The 20,591-nt window shown below is 41.1% G+C and carries 14 protein-coding genes; 8 read left to right on the forward strand and 6 right to left on the reverse strand.

The genetic code is table 11. The features are described 5' to 3' along the window. Positions 1–156: 156 nt before the first annotated feature. Positions 157–702, reverse strand: coding sequence for an RNA 2'-phosphotransferase (locus FD724_RS18180; protein ID WP_179073579.1), 546 nt, complete (start codon positions 700–702; stop codon positions 157–159). A gap of 82 nt (positions 703–784) precedes the next feature. Next, positions 785–1,972, reverse strand: coding sequence for an anion transporter (locus tag FD724_RS18185; protein WP_179073580.1), 1,188 nt, complete (start codon positions 1,970–1,972; stop codon positions 785–787). 592 nt (positions 1,973–2,564) lie between these two features. Here FD724_RS18185 and FD724_RS18190 point away from each other — a divergent pair. The 3 genes from FD724_RS18190 (at position 2,565) to FD724_RS18200 (ending at position 8,503) form a co-directional block, all read left to right on the forward strand. Beyond that, the gene (locus FD724_RS18190) at positions 2,565–3,308 is read left to right on the forward strand and encodes a peptidoglycan-binding domain-containing protein (RefSeq protein ID WP_179073581.1); all 744 of its coding nucleotides are present in this window, start codon (positions 2,565–2,567) and stop codon (positions 3,306–3,308) included. A 439-nt stretch (positions 3,309–3,747) separates the two neighbouring features. Further along, a complete protein-coding gene (locus tag FD724_RS18195) occupies positions 3,748–4,935 on the forward strand; it encodes a TRC40/GET3/ArsA family transport-energizing ATPase (RefSeq protein ID WP_012411082.1) in 1,188 nt (395 codons plus the stop codon). A 256-nt stretch (positions 4,936–5,191) separates the two neighbouring features. Further along, on the forward strand, positions 5,192–8,503 hold the full coding sequence (locus tag FD724_RS18200; RefSeq protein WP_179073582.1) for a GAF domain-containing protein: 3,312 nt from the start codon (positions 5,192–5,194) through the stop codon (positions 8,501–8,503). Positions 8,504–8,702: 199 nt separating this feature from the next. Here FD724_RS18200 and FD724_RS18205 read toward each other — a convergent pair whose 3' ends face one another. Further along, positions 8,703–9,686 (reverse strand): CHAD domain-containing protein, encoded by a 984-nt coding sequence (locus FD724_RS18205; protein ID WP_179073583.1) that lies wholly within the window; start codon positions 9,684–9,686, stop codon positions 8,703–8,705. 278 nt (positions 9,687–9,964) lie between these two features. Here FD724_RS18205 and FD724_RS18210 point away from each other — a divergent pair, with 278 nt between their 5' ends. After that, positions 9,965–11,032 (forward strand): DUF3616 domain-containing protein, encoded by a 1,068-nt coding sequence (locus FD724_RS18210; protein ID WP_179073584.1) that lies wholly within the window; start codon positions 9,965–9,967, stop codon positions 11,030–11,032. 191 nt (positions 11,033–11,223) lie between these two features. Here FD724_RS18210 and FD724_RS18215 read toward each other — a convergent pair whose 3' ends face one another. Next, a complete protein-coding gene (locus tag FD724_RS18215) occupies positions 11,224–11,628 on the reverse strand; it encodes an NIL domain-containing protein (protein ID WP_012411079.1) in 405 nt (134 codons plus the stop codon). A 420-nt stretch (positions 11,629–12,048) separates the two neighbouring features. On the opposite strand from FD724_RS18215, the gene FD724_RS18220 reads away from it, so the two are divergent. The 3 genes from FD724_RS18220 to FD724_RS18230 all read left to right on the forward strand — a co-directional run bounded on the left by FD724_RS18220 (position 12,049) and on the right by FD724_RS18230 (position 16,848). Then, the gene (locus FD724_RS18220; RefSeq protein ID WP_256874302.1) at positions 12,049–14,982 is read left to right on the forward strand and encodes a response regulator; all 2,934 of its coding nucleotides are present in this window, start codon (positions 12,049–12,051) and stop codon (positions 14,980–14,982) included. A 94-nt stretch (positions 14,983–15,076) separates the two neighbouring features. Then, positions 15,077–16,267: an RNA-guided endonuclease TnpB family protein gene (locus FD724_RS18225; RefSeq protein WP_179073585.1), complete on the forward strand. Its 1,191-nt coding sequence runs from the start codon at positions 15,077–15,079 to the stop codon at positions 16,265–16,267. 194 nt (positions 16,268–16,461) lie between these two features. Next, on the forward strand, positions 16,462–16,848 hold the full coding sequence (locus FD724_RS18230; protein ID WP_179075544.1) for a response regulator: 387 nt from the start codon (positions 16,462–16,464) through the stop codon (positions 16,846–16,848). A 54-nt stretch (positions 16,849–16,902) separates the two neighbouring features. Here FD724_RS18230 and FD724_RS18235 read toward each other — a convergent pair whose 3' ends face one another. Together FD724_RS18235 and FD724_RS18240 are read right to left on the reverse strand one after the other, a co-directional pair. After that, on the reverse strand, positions 16,903–18,378 hold the full coding sequence (locus tag FD724_RS18235; RefSeq protein WP_179073586.1) for a pentapeptide repeat-containing protein: 1,476 nt from the start codon (positions 18,376–18,378) through the stop codon (positions 16,903–16,905). A gap of 225 nt (positions 18,379–18,603) precedes the next feature. Beyond that, entirely contained in the window at positions 18,604–19,347 is a 744-nt protein-coding gene (locus FD724_RS18240; protein ID WP_179073587.1) for a pentapeptide repeat-containing protein, read from the reverse strand. 3 nt (positions 19,348–19,350) lie between these two features. Here FD724_RS18240 and FD724_RS18245 point away from each other — a divergent pair, with 3 nt between their 5' ends. Further along, positions 19,351–20,520: an FAD-dependent oxidoreductase gene (locus tag FD724_RS18245; RefSeq protein WP_179073588.1), complete on the forward strand. Its 1,170-nt coding sequence runs from the start codon at positions 19,351–19,353 to the stop codon at positions 20,518–20,520. Positions 20,521–20,591 lie beyond the last annotated feature (71 nt).

A 20,591-nucleotide genomic window follows, 5' to 3' on the forward strand; every position in this document is an offset into this window, starting at 1 on the left:
GAAAGCGGACTTTTTTGTATCTATTGATTGCTATGTTTATAACCCAATACGGTTCATTTAAGGGCTACTGGCAAAAATTTTGGGGTTTTGAGACGCGATAAATCGCCGTCTCTACAAGTGTTTATTTCTAAATCACTATTAACAACCGATAAAAATTCAAATTTTTTGGAGATACTCAGGTGGTACACGATCCACTAACCAAACACCATTATCAGAACAATAGAAGATGTAACCCGCCTGATGCATTGCGGCAGCAGATATAGCAAAAACCACTGGTTTTCCATGTCTTGCACCAACAGTTTGTGCTGTTGCAATATCCTTGGATAAATGGACGTGATGCCGTGACATCTTGCAAAGTCCTGTTTCCATAATTGAATCTACAGATTTGTGTCCCGTGCCGTGATAAAGCTCATCTGGAGGAACAACAGGTTCTAATTGTAAATCGACTTCTACACTATGTCCTTGGTTAGCCCGAATCAAAGTACCTGTCGAATCAAAAGAAAAACGTTGTTTCTCGCTAGATTCTACTACTGCTTCTAATTCTTGACGGGTAATTGGAAACTTATTTTTAGCACAAGCGGTAATTAATTCATCAACAGCAATCCAACCACCAGGAGCAAGTTTAATTCCAATCGCATCCGGTGTGTGTCGCAGATATTTGCTGAGATATTTGCTGATTTTGACGAGGCGAGAATCACTCATTTGCTTGTAATTGATAGATTGATACTACAGTTATATATTTGTATGTTACATCACGATTTTCATTGATGATTTTACAAAAATTTTAAGCAAGCCAAAAATAGGTAAGCATCAAAGTGATAGCAGTTAGCGGTAGCCCAAATCGCAAATGTTCCCCAAAAGTGAGTCGATATCCCTGTTTGGCAACAGCCTCCGCGACAATCAAGTTTGCCACCGAACCCAGCAGGGTGAGATTTCCTGCCAGTGTTGAAGCCGCCGCGAGTAGTAGCCAAGTGCGGTTATCGGGGTGGGGAATTAAGTGATGTAGTAGCAGTACAGCCGGTACATTCGACACTAAATTTGATAGCAACGCTGTTATCCCTAAAATGCTCAAGGGATTGTCAACAAAACGAGAAAGCCATTCTAAAGAACCAAGTTTTTGCACACCCTCAGTAAGGATGAACAGTCCACAAAACATTAATAGCAAATCCCAGTCTACCTTTTGTAAAATTCGCTCAGGCTTGAGGCGGCGCGTTACTAGTAATAGTGCGGCGGCAATTAAGGTAACTTCAGCAGTAGGAATTCCGATTAAAAATGCTACTAGTAATCCGGTGGTAATCAATAGACTTTTAATTAACAGTGGCTTGAAGATGTGATAACGCGGAGGTTTTACTTTTAAGTAAGGACGAAGCGATCGCACCTCTGGATATAACCACCACAATAAACCTACCTGAATTGTCAAACAAATCAACGCAAGTGGTGTTAAGGCTTTCGCAAAATCTAGATAACTAATGCCAGAAAAGGAACCGATCAAGATATTTTGAGGATTACCGCTCAAGGTGGCAACAGAACCGAGATTAGTTGCACCTGCTAGCGCCAGCAAATAGGGGATAGGTTTAAGCTTGAGCAATTGGGTAATACCAACTACTAAAGGTGTCAAAATTAGAGCAATCGTATCATTGAGAAAAAGTGCTGAGAGGATGCCACTGCCAAAAGTTAACACCACCAGTAACCCAAATGGGCTGTGGATGCGGCGGATTGTATAATCAAGGGCAAGCTGAAAAAAACCAGAGGCGGCGAGATTGGCGCTGATTATCATCATGCCAAATAGAAAAATTAGTGTTTTGTAGTCGATCGCACCCCACGCCGCAGGCAAATCTAGCACTCCCAATGCCATTAAGAAGGCAGCACCAACAATGGCGATCGTCGCCCGATTCATCCGCAGTCCGGGCAAGTATCCTAATCCTAGCCCGATGTAGGTGATAAGAATCACAAGATATCGCAAAACTATCATTGCTCTATTCCCTAAACGTAGCAAGCCCCGATTTAGAGCTTACCGGATAGGCTGTAGATTTAGTTTCGCGCATGAAAAGCAGAAGAAAATTAAGGCAAGAGTTGCGATCGCAGCCATAGTCAAAAAGCTAGCGTTGTAATGATGGGATAGTAACGGTGGCAATTGAACTGATGGACATTAACACAGCAGCAATAATAATTAGCGATCGCTTCTGGGCTATGCAACTTTAAGTGCAAAAAGCGTACCAATTCAAAGGATCAATACTGGAAAAATGTTTAGCAATTTTTTGCTTCACATTTCACTGTTTGAGGTTTTTTAGGGGCGCATATCTGTACGCCCTTACCACGTAGTATCATCATCAATAGTTGAGAATAAGTGATCGCTCACCAAGACTTAAAACCACTTTTCTTTTTCCAGGTGTTTAGTTACTTACGCCGAACCTCTTCTAGAAAAGCAACTTGGTGTGACACATCGCTTAACTTTTGGAACGCCTTGCAAATAACATATGTTAGATTTATTTATCTCTACTTACTTAATTTTTGTAAAACCAGATACATTAAATGGTAGTTTAGTAGCAAAGGAATCGAAGAGCATGGCCATTAGTAGCCCTGAAGTAATCCGTCATATCTTGATCGGGCTGGGATATTTAGCACCTGAGATTGATCCGAAGCCGGATCTCACTAAATTCGCTCCCTGGAAGCGCAATAACAATTCATTGACAGACGATCTTACTGAAGAAGCAATTAAAAAGTTTCAGAAGCAGTACTCAAAAAAACTTGTGGAAAATGGTAACGCTGATGCTGAGACTCGAACTGTAATGGAAGAGACAGTCAAAGGGCTTCAAAATAGATTGAAGTTTCACGGTTTTGCAACCCCTGCCGAAATTCCTCCAGACAAGCCTTTTTATGGGCCAGCCACTTATACAGCAGTTAAGAAATTTCAGAAATCTCAAGGTTTAACTGAAAATGGCATTGCCACTTTTGAACAGCGTCAAATTCTACAGCAGCCTAACCTAACAGATAAGCCTCCAACCCCGCCACAATCACAACTCAAGCTGATAGATTTGTGCTTCCAATTCAAAAAGAATCCTCAAAATACTTCTTACATTGCAGCGTTAAATAACTTACAACAAAACCTACCCAAGGACGTTTTACACAAAGTTACTAACAAATGGAGAGGGACAAACGACCAAAATCCTGAGATTGTCAAGCTGACAAATTTGTTCACTTATTATGACGACAACAATCAAAACCATCGTGATGCACTAAATCACTTACAAAGTCAGATTACCCCAGCTATCTCTCAAGCATTTTTAAGTCTCTGGAATAAAAAGTAAACCAAGCGATCGCTCTTGGACAACTTCCAAAGCCCCTTACCCATATTCTCAATTTCAGGTCAAAATCTTACCCTCACATTGCTTGCAATGTAAGGTTTCAGAACGGATTTTGGTTTATGGTTATAATTTATACTAATCAACCAACCCTAAACCATTAACTAGAAAACATCAACTTAAAAACCAGATTTTTTACTTTGCTGAGTAAGAAACCTGGTTTTTTAATCGTCTTCTTTTTTCGTATCTCTAAGGAGACGGAAGGTATGAGGAAAACTATCCTCTGCCTCCTGCCTTCATTGATAGAATGATTTCTCCACCTAGCTTTGCCGCGATCGCGCCCTAGATTTAGACGCTGTTAATGCCTGGAGACAACATTTATTTTCCTTAAACAGTCGATAATGTAAATAAATGTAAAAAATTCTCAGGCAGGATAGAAGCATCTATGCGTGTAATTTTAATGACTGGTAAAGGCGGCGTGGGCAAAACTTCCGTCGCTGCTGCAACTGGACTCCGTTGTGCAGAACTAGGCTATCAGACATTGGTTTTAAGTACAGATCCGGCTCATTCCCTAGCTGATAGTTTTGACATAGAACTAGGACACGCACCCCAAAAAATTCGCCCAAATCTGTGGGGTGCAGAACTAGATGCGCTGCAAGAACTAGAGGGAAACTGGGGTGCTGTAAAACGCTACATTACCCAAGTTTTACAAGCCAGGGGTTTAGACGGCGTACAGGCGGAAGAATTGGCGATTTTGCCAGGGATGGATGAGATTTTTGGTTTGGTAAGGATGAAACGCCATTACGATGAAGGTGAGTTTGATGTATTAATTATCGACTCAGCTCCCACTGGTACTGCACTGCGCTTGCTGAGTCTACCTGAAGTTGGTGGTTGGTATATGCGCCGTTTTTACAAACCATTTCAAAACATCTCGGTAGCACTTCGCCCTCTGGTTGAACCTTTTTTTAGACCAATTGCTGGTTTTTCGCTACCCGATAAAGAGGTGATGGATGCACCCTATGAGTTTTATGAACAAATTGAAGCTCTAGAAAAAGTATTAACAGACAATACCCAAACCTCAGTGCGTCTAGTGACAAATCCTGAGAAGATGGTGATTAAAGAGTCTCTGCGTGCCCATGCTTATCTAAGTTTGTATAATGTTGCAACAGATTTAGTAGTGGCTAATCGGATTATTCCAAGCGTTGTCCAAGATCCCTTTTTCCAACGTTGGAAGGAAAGTCAGGAACAATATCGCCAGGAAATTCATGATAATTTCCACCCTCTACCAGTGAAAGAAGTTCCCTTATTTTCTGAAGAAATGTGTGGATTAGCTGCATTGGAACGCCTCAAGGAAACTCTTTATAAAGATGAAGATCCGACTCAGGTTTATTACAAAGAAACTACTCTTAGAGTCGTCCAAGAGGAAAACCAATACAGCTTAGAAATTTATCTACCTGGTATTCCTAAAGACCAAGTTCAACTAAGTAAAACTGGAGACGAATTAAATATTACTATTGGCAACCATCGTCGTAACTTAGTTTTGCCACAAGCCTTAGCAGCACTACAACCAGGAGGGGCAAAGATGGAAGATGACTATCTAAAAATCCGCTTTGCTGACAACACAAGAGTTTAATTTTGTTGAATATTTCTCTGTCAACAAAAAGTTGTAACTAACAAGCAAGAACTCTATCTTAATAGCTAGTACAGACGCAATTTTTTAGCGTCTTTTTTCATAATCTTTTGATGAATTTTTCCAAAAGCTAAATAAATATTTTCACTACTAATTAGACCGTAGTTTTACTGAAGACAAATTGATGAAATAAATTTCACAATGTTTTTAGATTTAATAATTTCAGTTTGCAAACTACTAATTGATTTTTCTATAAGCGATGACCTCCCATCCTGAACCAAATTTGCCTTTATATAGCCAGGAAGAAAGTTTACTACGCCGGATTACAAACCGTATCCGCCGAAGCTTGGAGTTAGAAGAAATTATCACAGTGACAACGGCAGAGGTGCGATCGCTATTAAAAACTGACCGAGTGATGATTTACAAATTTCATGCCGATGGTAGCGGTCAGGTCATTGCTGAGTCAATTTACAATAATCGTTTACCGTCATTACTGGGGCTGAATTTCCCGGCAGACGATATTCCCCTCAGCGCCCGTGAGCTATTTCTCAAATTACGGGTGCGTTCTGTTGTGAATGTTGATACTCAAGAAATTGGTCAAATTCACTTACGTGACTTGGATAATGGAGAAACTGTCTCAGAGGAGATCCGTTACCGCTCTGTAGACTCCTGCCATATTGAATATTTGACGGCAATGGGGGTAAAATCCTCTGTGGTAGCGCCTATTCTCTATCAAGATCAACTCTGGGGGCTACTGGTTTCTCATAATTCGGAAGCGCGTTTGATTTCAGAATATGAACTAGAAGCAGTGCAGATGGTGGTAGAACAACTCTCTGTAGCGATCGCTCAAAGTAGTCTGCTTACTCAAGTCCGCAAAACAGCCGAAAAAGAAACTATCATTAACCGCATTGCTACCCTGCTTCATTCACTACCGACCATTGTGTTACAACCAGCTTTAGAAGCGGCTGTTACTGCCTTTAATGGTGTTGGTGGCAGGCTTTGCATTAGAAATGAAGCTTTTGATTTCAACAATGGCAACATGACTAGCTTAACAGAATGCTTAATACCAGGAAATAATTGTATCAAGCTTTTTATCTGTGGACAGCAACCTGTGATGCCAGAACAAACTATATATCCACTAATAGAGCAGTATGGTATCTGGCAAGAACACTATAAGTCTGGTAACTACGATGTTTGGGCAATTTCAGATATATATAGTAGTCCTGAGTTGCGAAGTTTACAAGTTGCTTTTCAACCAACTAAAATTCGCGGCATATTAACAATCCCACTCCAGTATCGTCAGCAATTGCTGGGCTACTTAAGTATTTTCCGCAATGAAGTAGATACAGAGACTTTATGGGCAGGACAGTATGACAGCGATCAAAGGCAACTGTACCCCCGGCGATCGTTTGAAGTTTGGCGCGAATCTAAAAAAGCACAAGCTCAAAAATGGACGAATGAAGAGATTGAACTAGCTAGAAATCTAGGTAAACACTTTGCTTCAGCAATTCAGCAATATGAATTACAGCAACAAGTACAAGTCTTCAATGAAAATTTAGAAAAGCAAGTTAAAAGACGCACAGTTGAGTTAAAACGGTCATCGGAACAAGAACAGGCTGTGTTTAAGGTTATTGCCGAGATTCGAGAATCTCTGGACACAAATACTATTTTTCAAACCACTACTAAAGAAGTTTGTCAATTAATCAAAGCGGATCGCGTTTCTGTTTATCGTTTCGATGCTAATTGGGGTGGTGAATTTGTCGGTGATTTCGAGGCTGCTAGTCCATATTGGTCGAATGAGTCAGAACTAGGTATTAATACGGTTTGGAATGACACCTACTTACAAGATACACAGGGAGGACGCTACCGCAACAATGAAACATTTGCAGTCGATGACATCCACAAGATGGGATTTGCTAAGTGTCATATTGACAACCTAGAACAATTTCAAATTCACGCTTTTGTGCTTGCTCCGATCTTTGTTGGGCAAAAACTTTGGGGTTTGCTGGCAACTTATCAACACACTGGCCCCCGACAATGGAAAGCCTCTGAAGTTAACTTTCTCATTCAGATTGCTGCCCAAATGGGTGTAGCACTCCAGCAAGCTGAATTACTCACTCAGACACGACAACAGACGTTAAATTTGCAACAAGCAGCAGAACAACAACGGGTATTGTTTGAAGTTGTCGCCAAAGTTAGGGAATCTCTCGATCTAGATGCGATTTTTCAGACAACCACCCAAGAAATCTGTAAATCACTACAAGCGGATCGAGTTGCAGTTTACCGCTTCCAAGCTGATTGGAGTGGTGAATATATTGCCGAGTTTGTGAGCGATCGCTGGGTAAAACTAGTAGGTTATGATACTAAGACAGTTTGGCAAGATAGCTATTTGCAGGAAACCCAAGGTGGCCGATATCGTCACAATGAAACCTTTGCAGTGGATGATATTTATCAAGTTGGACATTCTCAATGCCATATTTCAGTTCTAGAGCAAATTCAAGCAAGAGCTTATGCGATCGCACCTATATTTATCGGGCAGCAGCTATGGGGCTTGTTAGCAGCTTATCAGAACTCTGCACCCCGCCATTGGGAACCCTCGGAAATTAAGTTTATCACTCAAATTGCCAATCAGCTTGGGGTTGCACTCAAACAAGCCCAATTACATAATCAAACCAAAGAGCAGACAGAAAAGCTGACTCAAGCTCTGCATGATTTAAAGCAAACTCAAACCCAACTGATCCAAACTGAGAAAATGTCCTCATTAGGTCAACTGGTAGCTGGTGTTGCTCACGAAATTAATAACCCCGTCAATTTCATTTATGGCAACATCAATCATGTCAACGATTACGCCCAAGATTTACTGAGTATACTAGACCTCTATTTACAAAATACCCCTAACCCCAGCCCTGAGATTCGCGATCGCACCTTCGAGATAGACTTAGAATTTCTCATCGAGGATTTGCCGAAAACTCTATCTTCCATGAAAATTGGGGTTGATCGCATCCGTCAGATTGTCTTGGGTTTACGGAATTTCTCTCGCCTTGATGAGGCAGAAATGAAACCGGTTGATATTCACGAGGGCATTGATAGCACTTTGCTAATTTTGCAACATCGTTTGAAAGCAAAACCAGAAAGCCCGGCTATTACATTAGTCAAAGAATACAGTGAGCTTCCCTTAGTAGAATGCTATGCCGGGCCACTGAATCAAGTATTTATGAATGTTTTAAGCAATGCGATCGATGCTCTTGAAGATTACAGGGAATCTCCATCAAAACTTCATAGCGGTCAAATTACTATTCGTACTGCTATCGGAGAGCTTGAAGGCAATATCAAAAGCGTAATAATTCGCATTGCAGATAATGGCTCAGGAATACCCGAAGCTTTGAAAGCAAGAATCTGTGACCCATTTTTCACTACTAAACCAGTGGGAAAAGGCACTGGTTTGGGGTTATCAATAAGTTATCAAATTGTCGTGGATAAACACGGTGGTGTGTTGAAATGTGATTCTCAGCCGGGGTTAGGTACAGAATTTTGGATTGAAATTCCGGTGAACCAAATTACCAAATCTTAGAGAAAATTAACTTCCATAGTAAAGCTGAAATCAGGTGAACGAACCAGAAGAAATCATTCTTTGATGAGAAATACAGCAGTACTGTAGGGGCAATTCATGTAGACACAAAGCGGCTACTCTTACGAGAATGCTTTCAGCGAACCCGCAGGGTATTGCCCCTACCGCGTGTAGTTTTGCGTAAGTCCGAAAAAAGCAACTTTTAATTTATTACCCCTGAAAGTGGGTGTAATATTGTTAAATGAAAACTATGCCTAGTTTCAACTTTCAAATACCGTTCTTGTAAGGGTTGCCACTGCTGCCACGACTGATAACGATTTTCAGTTAACAAACTAGCAAGGGTAGGCAACTCAGTTTTAATTTCTGATTTAAATACCTTGCCAAGCCAGTCTGTTAAGACCGCACTATCTTGCATCGTACCCAAAATTTCTTGGATATTTTTCACTTCTGTCATATAAGCTCCGTAAGACTCACCATATAAGTCTGTAAATAACTCCATCTGGTAGCGTATACGTTTAGCTTCTTTTCGCAAACTATGCAGAATTTCGCCTTGTGTTGTTAATTGTTTTTCTATCTTTTCTGGTTCCCAGTTCTTCTGAATTTTTATCTCTGCTTCTACAAGTTGAGTGCCAATTAGCCAACCTGCATGTAGTAAGAAGTTACTCACTTCTGGCAGAAGTAAATCTGGTAGTACTTGTTGGATAGTAATAGATGCTAATGGTTGATAACTTGGTTTATCTAACCACTTATCTAATGCCTCTTTTAAAGACTTGTAAGATTCATCTTTTAACGTTTTATGTACACTTGATAGTACATCTTCACGTTGTTTAGCTAAAGCGTTGAAAGCTGTTTGTAAAGATTCTTGTTCTTTGTGGGGTAAGTTTGGTTTGTAATTGGTTTCTAAACTTTCTTTAAGTACGTCTAAATCTCGCAGATTACCAAGACGACGGGCTATTTTACCAATATTTTTATCGCTGATTGGTTTTGGTACATCTATTGCTAGTCCAAACCTAGTTACAGCCGTGCGTAAACGACGCATTCCTACTCGCATTTGATGAAGCGCTTCTGGATCTTCATCTTTCTTTACTGATTTTTCCCACTTCAAGGTTTTCTTAAAGTGTTTTTGAATCGCTTGGTAGGCGTAGTCCCCTAGAGTTTTTACCGTGGTTTGTGTGGCTAATTTCATAATTGAGCTTAATTACTACCTCATGAGGTTATTGCATAATAACATTAGTTAAAAATTTATATCTAGTTTTAATATATTTTTTATTCAATGAAGTTGTTACGCTTTTTATTACTATTGATAGTTGCATAATATTAATAGTAATATACGCTATCTACCAAAGGTCTAAAAAGCCGATTCACTTTTGCGATTTAATATGAAGATAGCTTCTAAAAAATTTTATATGGTAATTTATTATGATAACACGATTAATCTTTTTGCAATCATCGGGATGATTTAGAATGTCAAACTCCCATTTACTGAATCAAGTTATCTTGACTTTTATAGATAATTTTAAAGAACATAGAGAAGATTTATCAGCATTGTTGCTAACACATCAGAAATATTTATGGTTAGGATCAGATGAAACTTCAACTATTGAGCGTCTGTCTTTAGTTGATACTGATAAATTTACAGACCATCAACAATTTCGGGTAGCAGAATTTATCAACCTACCAGCACCAGAAAATGAAGAAATAGATATCGAGGGACTTGCTTACACTGATGATTATCTATGGTTTGTTGGTTCTCATAGCTACAAACGTAAAAAGCCTAAACCTGATAAGACTGATGCACAAAACTTGAAACGGCTGGCAAAAATCGAATCAGAGCCTAACCGTTACGTCTTAGGAAAGATTCCTTTAATAAACGGTAGTTTATTCTCATCTTGTCCACATCCCCAAAATCCAGATGTGCAGTTGAATGCTGCTAAACTAGAGGTAACGGAACAGGGTAATTTGCTGATGACAGGTTTGGCAGACGACCCTCATTTAGGCTTGTTTATCAAGGCATCAATTCCAGGAAAAGATAATGGCTTTGATATTGAAGGAATAGGCGTTTATCAAAACCGGATTTTTTTGGGTTTGCGTGGCCCTGTATTGCGGGGTTGGGCTATGGTGCTAGAAATTGAGTTAGAAGATTCTAGCGCTGGAATTCTGAAACTGCGGCAAATTGGGGAAGCAAAGGAATTATATAAAAAGCATTTTGTCTGGTTGAATGGTTTAGGAATTCGGGATTTGTGTGTAGATGGCAAAGATTTGTTGATTTTAGCTGGCCCAACGATGGATTTAGATGGGCCTGTGCAAATTTATCGTTGGGTAAATGGCGTGAATCTGCGAGAAAATATCTTTAGCAATCCAGATTTTGTCCAGGATATTCCTTATGGAAATCGGGAAGATCATGCTGAGGGAATGGCGCTGTTTCAGGATGTGGCTGGTATACCTTCGCTATTAGTAGTTTATGACTCTCCAGCAAAAAGTAGGCTAGTGGGTGATGGTAGTGTAATAGCGGATGTGTTTAAGATGGAATAAAGATGAATTCAGAAGTCAGAAGTCAGAATTCAGGAGTCAGAATCAAGACGCTCGTTCCTCTCTACGAGACGCTGCGCTATCCGCTTTATCGAACAGAATTCATTCTGTTAGCGGATAGCTAAGGTTTAGCCCATTCTGACTCATGACTCCTGAATTCTGTTCGATAAAGATGAATTTTGGTTTTTGGATTGTTAAAGGTTAGTGGAGATTGCTTGTACGGGACAAGTGGGGATACATTGTTCGCAGACGATGCAACGCGATCGCGTGAATGTCAGTTTGTATGTCTCTGGGTGGAGAGTGAGGGCTTCGGTAGGACAAACCCCAGTACACAAGCCACAATGGACACAGACATCCTCATCGATCGCAATTTCGCCTAAAGTATAAGAAACGTTAACATGGCGCGATCGCATCCACTCGATGGCAGCATCTAGTTGATCGATATCCCCCGCTAGTTCCACTACTAGTTTGCCAATTTGATTTGGGGCAACTTGGGCACGGATAATATTAGCAGCGACGTTGAATTCTTTGGCCAGTACATAAGTGACTGGCATTTGCACGGCGCGTTTCGGGAAGGTTAGTGTTACTCGTTTTTTCACAGGTTTAGCAGAGGGTTTTTTCTGTTGTAGCGTATTGGAAGTTTTATGACTCGAAAGATTTAGACGATGTAGGTAGTAGGGAATGATGTGGTTTAATTATTTAAAAAGCACCATAAGAAGGAGTCAGAAGACAGAATTCAGAATTCAGAATATCCCAGCAGTCAAGTCAGGAGTTTCAGCAAGGAAAGAATTTTTTCTTCTCCACGATAGCGACGCGGAAAGCGAGTCTTGCCTATGGCACGCTCCGCGAACGATCGTCTTAAAATCGGGGGTTTTAAACCTCGATTCTCCATCCAGTCGTACAGAATACATTCTGGATTCTGGCTCCTGAATTCTGAATTCTTCTTCGATAATTTTTTCCCAATTTAAGTTGATTAGTTGTTATTTGTTGTATCCATTTTAACTTGGAAAGCTTTTAACATGAAAATATTAGTTGTAGAAGATGATGAGTTAAATGCACATACACTGACCAACCTTTTGACCAACCAAAACTATGCGGTTGAAGTTGCCACTGATGGCGATGCTGCTTGGGATTTTATTCAAACTTACGATTATGATTTAATTCTCCTGGATGTAGTTTTGCCCAAGCTGGATGGCATTAGTCTTTGTCGTAAAATCCGGTCTAATGGTCTGCAAATGCCGATCTTGTTGATGACAGGGCGCGATAGTAGTCATGAGAAAGCGATCGGCTTAGATGCAGGTGCAGACGATTATTTAGTTAAACCTTTTGATATAGAAGAGTTAGTTGCTCGTGTGAGGGCGCTGTTGCGTCGCCCAGCCGTAACCTCGCAACCTGTTCTGGTGTCTGGGAAGTTGCGGCTAGACCCTAGTAGCTGTGAAGCGATTTATGCTGGAAATCTGCTCCCGCTTACCCCAAAAGAGTTTGCTCTGTTAGAACTATTCTTGCGAAATAGTCGTCGGGTGTTTAGCTGTGGCATGATTTTAGAACATCTTTGGTCTTATGAAGATACTCCCCAAGAAGAAGCTGTTCGCACTCATATCAAAGGGTTACGACACAAACTTAAAGCTGTAGGAGCGCCCGGTGATTTGGTTGAAACAGTTTATGGTATTGGCTATCGTCTGAAACCACTGGAAGAGGATAAGCACAAGGATATAGGGGCAGAGGAGCAGGGGAGCAGGGGAGCAGAGGGGCAGGGGAGCAGGGGGGCAGAGGAGCAGGGGAGCAGAGGGGAAGTAGATAGGGTAAAATCGCCGGTACCCAATCTCAAATCACAGCAGCAAGCGCTAATGGCAGTTGCAGAAATTTGGCAACGATTTCAAGGGCGGGTGGAGCAGCAGGTGAGGGTGCTAGAGCAAGCGATCGCAACTTTAAATCAAAATAGTAGTTTAAATCCCGAATTGCTCTCCCTTGCAGTCAAAGAAGCCCATACTTTGGCAGGGTCTTTAGGGACTTTTGGCTTGCCTCTTGGCTCAAAATTGGCCCGCAATATCGAACTGCTGCTGAGTTCTGGCCAAACCTTGAATAAATCTGAGATTGGCAACCTCCAAAGTTGGGTAAATTTATTGCGTCGAGAAATAGAGGGAAACGATGCAGGGGGAATATCTGTATCACCAATCCCGCAATTAGAAACAGTGACGCAACCACTGCAAAATCATCCCGATGCAGAAACTAAAATATTGGTTGTGGACGACGATCCGCAAATTCAGGCATTGTTGCAAACCTTACTTAGCCCTTGGGGACTCAGAGCGATCGCTCTTGAAAATCCGCTTCAGTTTTGGGAAACTTTAGAAGCAGTTGCCCCAGATATGCTGATTTTAGATGTGGAATTGCCTTATATCAATGGGATAGAGCTTTGTCGATTGGTACGCAACGATTCACACTGGAGTGAGTTACCCATCTTATTCCTCACTGTTCATAGCGATGCCGAGATGGTAAATCAGGTGTTTAGCGTTGGTGCTGATGACTTTGTAAGCAAGCCCATTGTCGGGCCAGAACTTGTAACTAGGATCGTCAATCGCTTAGAACGAATGAAATTACGGCAGCGTGTGACGCAGGGGGGTAGAAGGGCAGGGGAGCAGGGGAGCAGGGGGGCAGGGGGAGCAGGGGGAGCAGGGGGAGCAGGGGGAGTAAATTTACCCTCATCTTTGCCATCTTCCTCTCACCAAGCTATCAATGAATTAGAGTTGAGGGTAGCAGAACGAACCGCCGAGTTAATAAGTGTGAATCAGCAGTTGCAGTCACAACTTGATGAACGTCAGCGAACGCAGGAAGAATTACGGTTTTCTCAAGCCCGATTTGCCCGAATTTTAGATATTGCTGATGATGCAATTATTTCTATCAACGGGTTTCACAGTATCACCTTGTTTAATCAAGGAGCAGAGAAGATTTTTGGTTACTCTGCCCAGGAAGTGATTGGCCAAGGTCTTGATTTACTCTTACCGCAGCGCTTTTTCCAAGCACATCGTCAACACGTAGCTGACTTTGGACAATCTCCCAATGTTGCCCGGCGGATGGGAGAACGTCGTGAAATTTATGGTCGCCGAAAGGATGGAAGTGAGTTTCCAGCAGAAGCTTCTATCTCTAAAATAGATATGGGTAATGAAATATTTTATACGGTCATCTTACGAGATGTCACAGAGCGCAAGCAAATCGAACGGATGAAGGATGAGTTTGTCTCTGTTGTGAGTCATGAACTCCGCACACCTTTAACTTCGATTTACGGCTCTCTCGGAATGCTAGCCAGTGGTTTGCTGCCGACAGACTCAGAGCAGGGAAAACGTCTGTTGCAAATTGCTGCTGATAGCACCGAACGCCTAGTACGTTTAATCAACGACATCCTAGACATTGAGCGGATTGAGTCGGGTAAGGCGAAAATGGAATCAGAAATCTGCAATATCGTTGATTTGATTACTCAAACGGTAAATGTTATCCAGCCTTTGGCTGACAAAGCCGGAGTGACACTATCCATTTCTGCTCTATCCGCTCAAGTATTGGCAGATTGCGATCGCATTGTCCAAACCTTAACTAACCTACTGAGTAACGCCATTAAATTTTCATCTGCTGGATCTACGGTTTGGTTGGGGGTGCAACAAGAAGGCGATGAAGTTTTGTTGACAGTCAAAGACACCGGACGCGGCATCCCAACTGACAAACTTGAGAGTATATTTGAGCGCTTTCAACAAGTTGACTCTTCAGATTCACGTAATCATGATGGTACTGGTTTAGGTTTGGCAATTTGTAAAAGCATTATGCAACAGCACGGCGGACGCATCTGGGCTGAAAGTACATTGGGGGAAGGTAGCACTTTTTACGTAGCTCTGCCGTTGTTTGGGACTTTACGACCCGTGAAGCGTAAAGCCCCCGTCATTCATGCGGGGGATATAAGCGAATAGCTGAATTTATTCAGCCGTCAAGAAAAGATACAAGATTTTCAACATCTCTAATATCTTATACCAGTCGTGATAGTATAAGACAGGAGGTAAAGAGATGCTAGTTTTTGAGTTCAAAGCTTATGGAAAGTCAGCGCAACTAGTCGCAATAGATGATGCAATGCGGACTGCAAAGTTCATCCGTAATAGTTGTATTCGGCTATGGATGGACGTTAAAGGCACTCTTAAAAACGACTTGCAAAAATATTGTGCTGTACTTGCAGCTAATTTTCCCTTTGCTAATGAACTTAATTCAATGGCTAGACAGGCTAGTGCTGAAAGGGCATGGTCTTCTATCTCTCGGTTTTATGAAAACTGCAAGAAAGGTATTCCAGATTTAAAGGGGTATCCCCAGTTCCAAAAAGATTGTCGCTCTGTTGAGTACAAATCATCAGGATGGAAGCTTGCAGATAATCGAAAATCAATAACTTTCACTGACAAAAAAGGTATTGGAAAGTTAAAACTCAAAGGTACTCGTGATTTGCACTTCTACCAAATTAACCAGATTAAACGGGTGAGATTGGTAAAACGCGCAGATGGCGTATATGCTCAATTTTGCATTGATGTAGAACGTTCTGAAAACATAGAACCAACTGGTAACACAGTTGGTTTAGACGTTGGACTTAAGGAATACTACACCGATTCAGATGGAACAATGGTTGAAAACCCAAAGTTTCTGCTAAGGAGTGAAAAAGTTCTCAAGCGTTCACAACGTCGAGTCTCCAGAAAAGTAAAAGGTTCAAAAAATAGAGGCAAGGCAAGACAGATTTTAGGCAAACGCCACCTCAAAATAAGTAGGCAACGTAAAGACCATGCTGTGAAGTTAGCACGGTGCGTAGTTCAGTCTAACGACTTGATAGCCTATGAAAATTTGAGTATTAAAAACATGGTGAAAAATCACTGTTTAGCCAAGTCTATTAATGACGCATCTTGGTATCAGTTTCGTGTCTGGATTGAGTACTTTGGAAAGGTATTTAAACGTGTCACGGTTGCGGTTAATCCGCAATATACAAGCCTTGAATGCTCTAGCTGCGGTGAAGTTGTCAAGAAAACACTATCTACTAGAACGCACGTTTGTAGGTGTGGTTGTGTGATGGATCGTGATGAAAATGCAGCTAGAAATATCCTTAGTCGAGGATTGGGTACGGTAGGGCATATCGGAACCTCTGCGCTAGACGCAGGCAACGCTTGCGGAGATGAAACCTCTACTCTTGTTGGTGAAAACCTGCAAGAGCAAGTTATGTCTTAGATTCAAGAATCCCCGTCGATTTATCGCGGGGAGTGTCAAAAAACTCTTCCAATATCCCTGTAATTTATCGAACAGAATTCAAGAGTCAGGAGTCAGAATTCAGAATGAATTCTGTACGACTGGCGGATGAATAATCGGCGTTTTTGCACCCTCACCAAATTGAAAATTTGGTGGGCAACAAGAGGATAGCAATGATGACAAAAAAGCAAATTCTAGTGATTGATAACGAGCAGTATATTCAAGAAGTTGCCAAGATTTGCTTGGAAACGGTTGCAGGCTGGAAAGTTGAAATAGCGAGTTCAGGTGAAGAGGGGATAATGAAAGCTGAGACTTACCAACCAGATGCGATTTTACTAGATGTAATGATGCCAGAGATGGATGGGATTGCCACCTTTGAAAAGTTACAAGCTAATCCGGTAACTAAAAAGATTCCCGTAATTTTGTTAACTGCCAAAATCCAGGCTTCCGATCGCCATCGTTATAATCAGATGGGAATGATTGGTGCGATCGCTAAACCATTTAATCCGCTAGAATTAGCTGCTGAGGTAGCTGAAGCACTGGGTTGGAGTCTGGAAAAGTAAGCTGAAGTGAAAATGGTAGAATGCGCCCAAATAACTAATTGATGCTGCGTTAACTTAACCTGATTGCCGCCAATCTGTCGGTGCTTCTATATAATCAGGTAGGCGAGTAGTGCGATCGCCAAGTGCCTTTCTAATCTGATGCAACTCTAAGTTTTTAGCCCCTGTTAAAATTGTCCCTTCCAGTTTGACATCACTGAGGTCAGCTTCTAAAAAGTTAGCTCCCATCAGGTTTGCCTGAGTCAGGTTAGCTTGATAAAAGGTTGCTCTATGCAGATTGGCTCCAATCAGGTTTGCCTGATGCAGGTCAGCTTCCGTTAAACTGGCTTCTGAGAGATTGGCAAAATAGACTTCTGTTTGGTGGAGTTTGGCTGCATTCAAGTTAGCCCCTGAAAGATTAGCTCCATTCAGGTTAGCCCCTGAAAGGTTAGCACCAATCAAACCCGTTAGATTTAGGTTGGCTTTACCTAGTTTTGCACCTTGCAAGTTAGCTAAAAACAGCTTTGCTCCAGATAGATTGGCGACTTTCAAAGTTGCTTGTTGCAAGTTGGCTTTATAGAGGTTTGCTCCTTGGAGATTCGCTACACGCAGACTTGCTCCAGAAAGGTTGGCTGAACGCAGGTTAGCCCCTGAGAGATTAGCACGATTAAGATTAGCCCAACATAGATTAGCTCCACAGAGGCTGGCTTTTAGTAATTTGGTTTCATAGAGAATAGACCTAATGAGTTTAGCGCCGTTTAAGTCAGCCTCACTCAAGTCTGCTCCACGCAGGTCAGACCCACTCAGGTCAGAACCACGTAAATCTGCTTGTTGCAGGTTAACTCCTAGCAGGTCTGCTCGTCTGATGTCGATATGACGTAAATCAAGTTTCTGATCTTTTGGGTCTTCGAGTGAATTACGCCTGCCGATAACAGTTAGGGCTGCTTGAATATCAGTGCGGATTGTTGGAAATTCTTCATGGAGGTTTTGCTCTAACTGCTGTGTCGGACGCGGCCCACCTCTACGCCTACCTGAATAAGCATCTGGTGAATATTCCGGCTTTTGTTGCTCAACCTTCACCTGCTGGATAGGTGCATTTTCTCGCACAAAGGCAGTGAGGATTTCCATGATTGTCCAGTGTTCTTTAGGAAAATCCTGAGCAACTCTTTCTAAGGCATAAATTGCACCTGTTCGGGTTTCAACTTTATCATGACCAAGCTGGGCAATTGCCCCCATAAACCGTTCTGAAATCAATCTATCTTGATTGAGTTTGGCATTTTGAAGGCCAATTTCTAGGTTTTTCTCAGCTGCGATCGCATTTTTCTGCATCGCTTGGGCCCGCTTTGCTGCGTAATAGGTATTAAACATTGCCGCCGATGCCAGAAAAACTATTGCAGTAGTTGTTAAAGCTTGGTTTCTATACTGAATTTTTTCCTGAATTGACAATTCTTTAATACTGGACAAAGCAAAGAAAATTACAATCAATGAGCAGCCAAATATAACTGTTATAGTTATCAACCAATTCAACAGAGTGTCTGTCTTTTTAGAAGACATGGTAAAGATTTTCCTTACAACCTAGAATTATTACTTAGATGCTTGGAAAAAATAGTATAGCATTTAGCAGAAAATTATAATAGGTGTCAGAAGGACTCTTTAACTAAGTAATAATATCGAATATATTAGTAGATTAGGGTGAAAATAGAACAATTACTGAAAATTGGTGAAAATCCTACCCTATAAACTTTTTAATTTTAACTTTCACCTTGCAGGACTGGTGTTTTACTCAGAAAATTTAGCTTCTCTAAGGTTTGCCCCATCAAGTATGGCATCATTGAGAATTGCTCCATGTAAATCAGCTAGATATAAGCTTGCACAATGCAGGTTAGCCCCTTTTAAGTTAGCTCCTTTTAGGTTTGCTGCACTAAGAATTGCCCCTTCTAAGTTAGCTAAATATAAGTTAGCACCTTCGAGGTTAGCCGCACTGAGAATTGCTCCTGCAAGATTAGCCTCTGTGAGGTTTGCCCCAGCAAGATTAGCTTGATAAAGGTTTGTCTGTTGTAGATTCGCCTTATTCAGGTTTGCTCCTCTCATATCGATATAACTCAAATCAAGCTGCTCATTTTCTGGGTCTTTATTTATATCTCTTTTAGCGATAACGGTAAGGGCTGCTTGAATATCTAGACGAATTTTTTCTAACAGATTAATTGTTACTTCTTCTTGAGGTAGATAAAGAGTATTTTTTCGGATAAAAGTAGTAAGAATGTTCATAATTATCCAGTGGTACTGTGGATGATTTTTGGCAATTTGCTCTAAATCATTAATTACAGCTAAACTGTTTTCTCTTGTGTTATTTTCTAGTTGTTCAATTGCGATTCTTAAATGCTCTTTTGGGGACTTATGCTGAGTTTGGTTAATTTTTTCTTGGAAAACCTGTATCCCCAGATATATTTTTGCTAATTGACTGTTATTGATTGATGAAATATCTTTTACGGCGTGAAAATAATTAATGATTACTGTCAACATACTATGGTTAAAAACTTAGTGCTAATTGGTGGCGGTCACAGCCATGCAATTGCCCTGAAAATGTTTGGAATAAAGCCGTTACCCGGAGTGCATTTGACGTTGATTACTGCAAATCAAAAGACAGCCTACTCTGGAATGTTACCAGGACACATTGCTGGATTTTACACCCATGATGAATGTCATATTGATTTGAAACCATTGGCTAACTTTGCTCAAGCAAATTTGTATATTGACAGAGTAGTTGCCCTAGACTTGGAAAACAACAAAGTTCTCTGTGCTAACGGATTGGCGGTAGATTTTGATGTGCTGTCTATTGATATTGGCAGCACTCCGGCCAGAGTGTCTGTATCAGGAGCAGCAGAATATACGATCGCAGCTAAACCAGTATCTCAGCTATTGAAACATTGGTATGAACTAATTGCCGCCGTAGGTAAAAATCCTCAAGAACCAATTCGGATCGCGATCGCAGGTGGAGGTGCTGGCGGTGTAGAATTGGCGTTGGCGATGCAATCTCATTTACATCAGATTTTCCATCAAAATCAACAACCAATTCAAAATCTGGAAATTCATTTATTTCAGCGTAACATACAACTGATGCCCAATTATCATCAATCAGTACGGCATCAACTTCAGCAAATTCTCACCGAGCGAGGTATTAAGCTACATCTTGGAGAAAATGTGTGTAATATCGCACCTAAAAACTCCGAGGGAACTAGAGAAACATTTGAGATTAAGTGCGACTCTGGTTTGAGAGTAGAGTGTAATAAAATTTTTTGGGTAACACAAGCTTCAGCACCCGAATGGTTAAAAATTGCGGGATTAGGAACTGATGAGCAAGGTTTTATTCTGGTAGAAGACACGTTACAATCTCAAACGCACCCGCAGGTATTTGCATCTGGTGACATCGCCACAATGGTAAATTATCCGCGCCCAAAAGCTGGGGTATTTGCTGTTAGACAAGGTAAACCTTTATTTAATAATTTGCAGCGAATTATATTAGGTAAGTCACTCAAACCCTATAAGCCGCAGAAACAATATTTAAGTCTAATTGGTACAGGAGATAGAAGAGCAATCGCAACCAAAGGCATTTTTACTTTACCACCTCATAAACTCTTGTGGCATTACAAAGATTGTATTGACCGCCGCTTCATGGAACGCTTTTACTTTGAATAAATAAGGCAGTAGGGAGTTAGGAGTTAGGAGAATTCTTTCCCCAATTCCCAATTCCCAATGCCCAATTCCCA

The sequence above is a fragment of the Nostoc sp. C057 genome (assembly GCF_013393925.1).
GTDB classification, from domain to species: Bacteria; Cyanobacteriota; Cyanobacteriia; order Cyanobacteriales; family Nostocaceae; genus Nostoc; species Nostoc muscorum_A.

What these genes read in the sequence shown, in the direction of transcription:
- FD724_RS18180 (WP_179073579.1), bottom strand. Translation starts at nt 702, where the DNA reads ATGAGTGATTCTCGCCTCGTCAAAATCAGCAAATATCTCAGCAAATAT.
- FD724_RS18185 (WP_179073580.1), bottom strand. Translation starts at nt 1,972, where the DNA reads ATGATAGTTTTGCGATATCTTGTGATTCTTATCACCTACATCGGGCTA.
- FD724_RS18190 (WP_179073581.1), top strand. Translation starts at nt 2,565, where the DNA reads ATGGCCATTAGTAGCCCTGAAGTAATCCGTCATATCTTGATCGGGCTG.
- FD724_RS18195 (WP_012411082.1), top strand. Translation starts at nt 3,748, where the DNA reads ATGCGTGTAATTTTAATGACTGGTAAAGGCGGCGTGGGCAAAACTTCC.
- FD724_RS18200 (WP_179073582.1), top strand. Translation starts at nt 5,192, where the DNA reads ATGACCTCCCATCCTGAACCAAATTTGCCTTTATATAGCCAGGAAGAA.
- FD724_RS18205 (WP_179073583.1), bottom strand. Translation starts at nt 9,686, where the DNA reads ATGAAATTAGCCACACAAACCACGGTAAAAACTCTAGGGGACTACGCC.
- FD724_RS18210 (WP_179073584.1), top strand. Translation starts at nt 9,965, where the DNA reads ATGTCAAACTCCCATTTACTGAATCAAGTTATCTTGACTTTTATAGAT.
- FD724_RS18220 (WP_256874302.1), top strand. Translation starts at nt 12,049, where the DNA reads ATGAAAATATTAGTTGTAGAAGATGATGAGTTAAATGCACATACACTG.
- FD724_RS18225 (WP_179073585.1), top strand. Translation starts at nt 15,077, where the DNA reads ATGCTAGTTTTTGAGTTCAAAGCTTATGGAAAGTCAGCGCAACTAGTC.
- FD724_RS18230 (WP_179075544.1), top strand. Translation starts at nt 16,462, where the DNA reads ATGACAAAAAAGCAAATTCTAGTGATTGATAACGAGCAGTATATTCAA.
- FD724_RS18235 (WP_179073586.1), bottom strand. Translation starts at nt 18,378, where the DNA reads ATGTCTTCTAAAAAGACAGACACTCTGTTGAATTGGTTGATAACTATA.
- FD724_RS18240 (WP_179073587.1), bottom strand. Translation starts at nt 19,347, where the DNA reads ATGTTGACAGTAATCATTAATTATTTTCACGCCGTAAAAGATATTTCA.
- FD724_RS18245 (WP_179073588.1), top strand. Translation starts at nt 19,351, where the DNA reads ATGGTTAAAAACTTAGTGCTAATTGGTGGCGGTCACAGCCATGCAATT.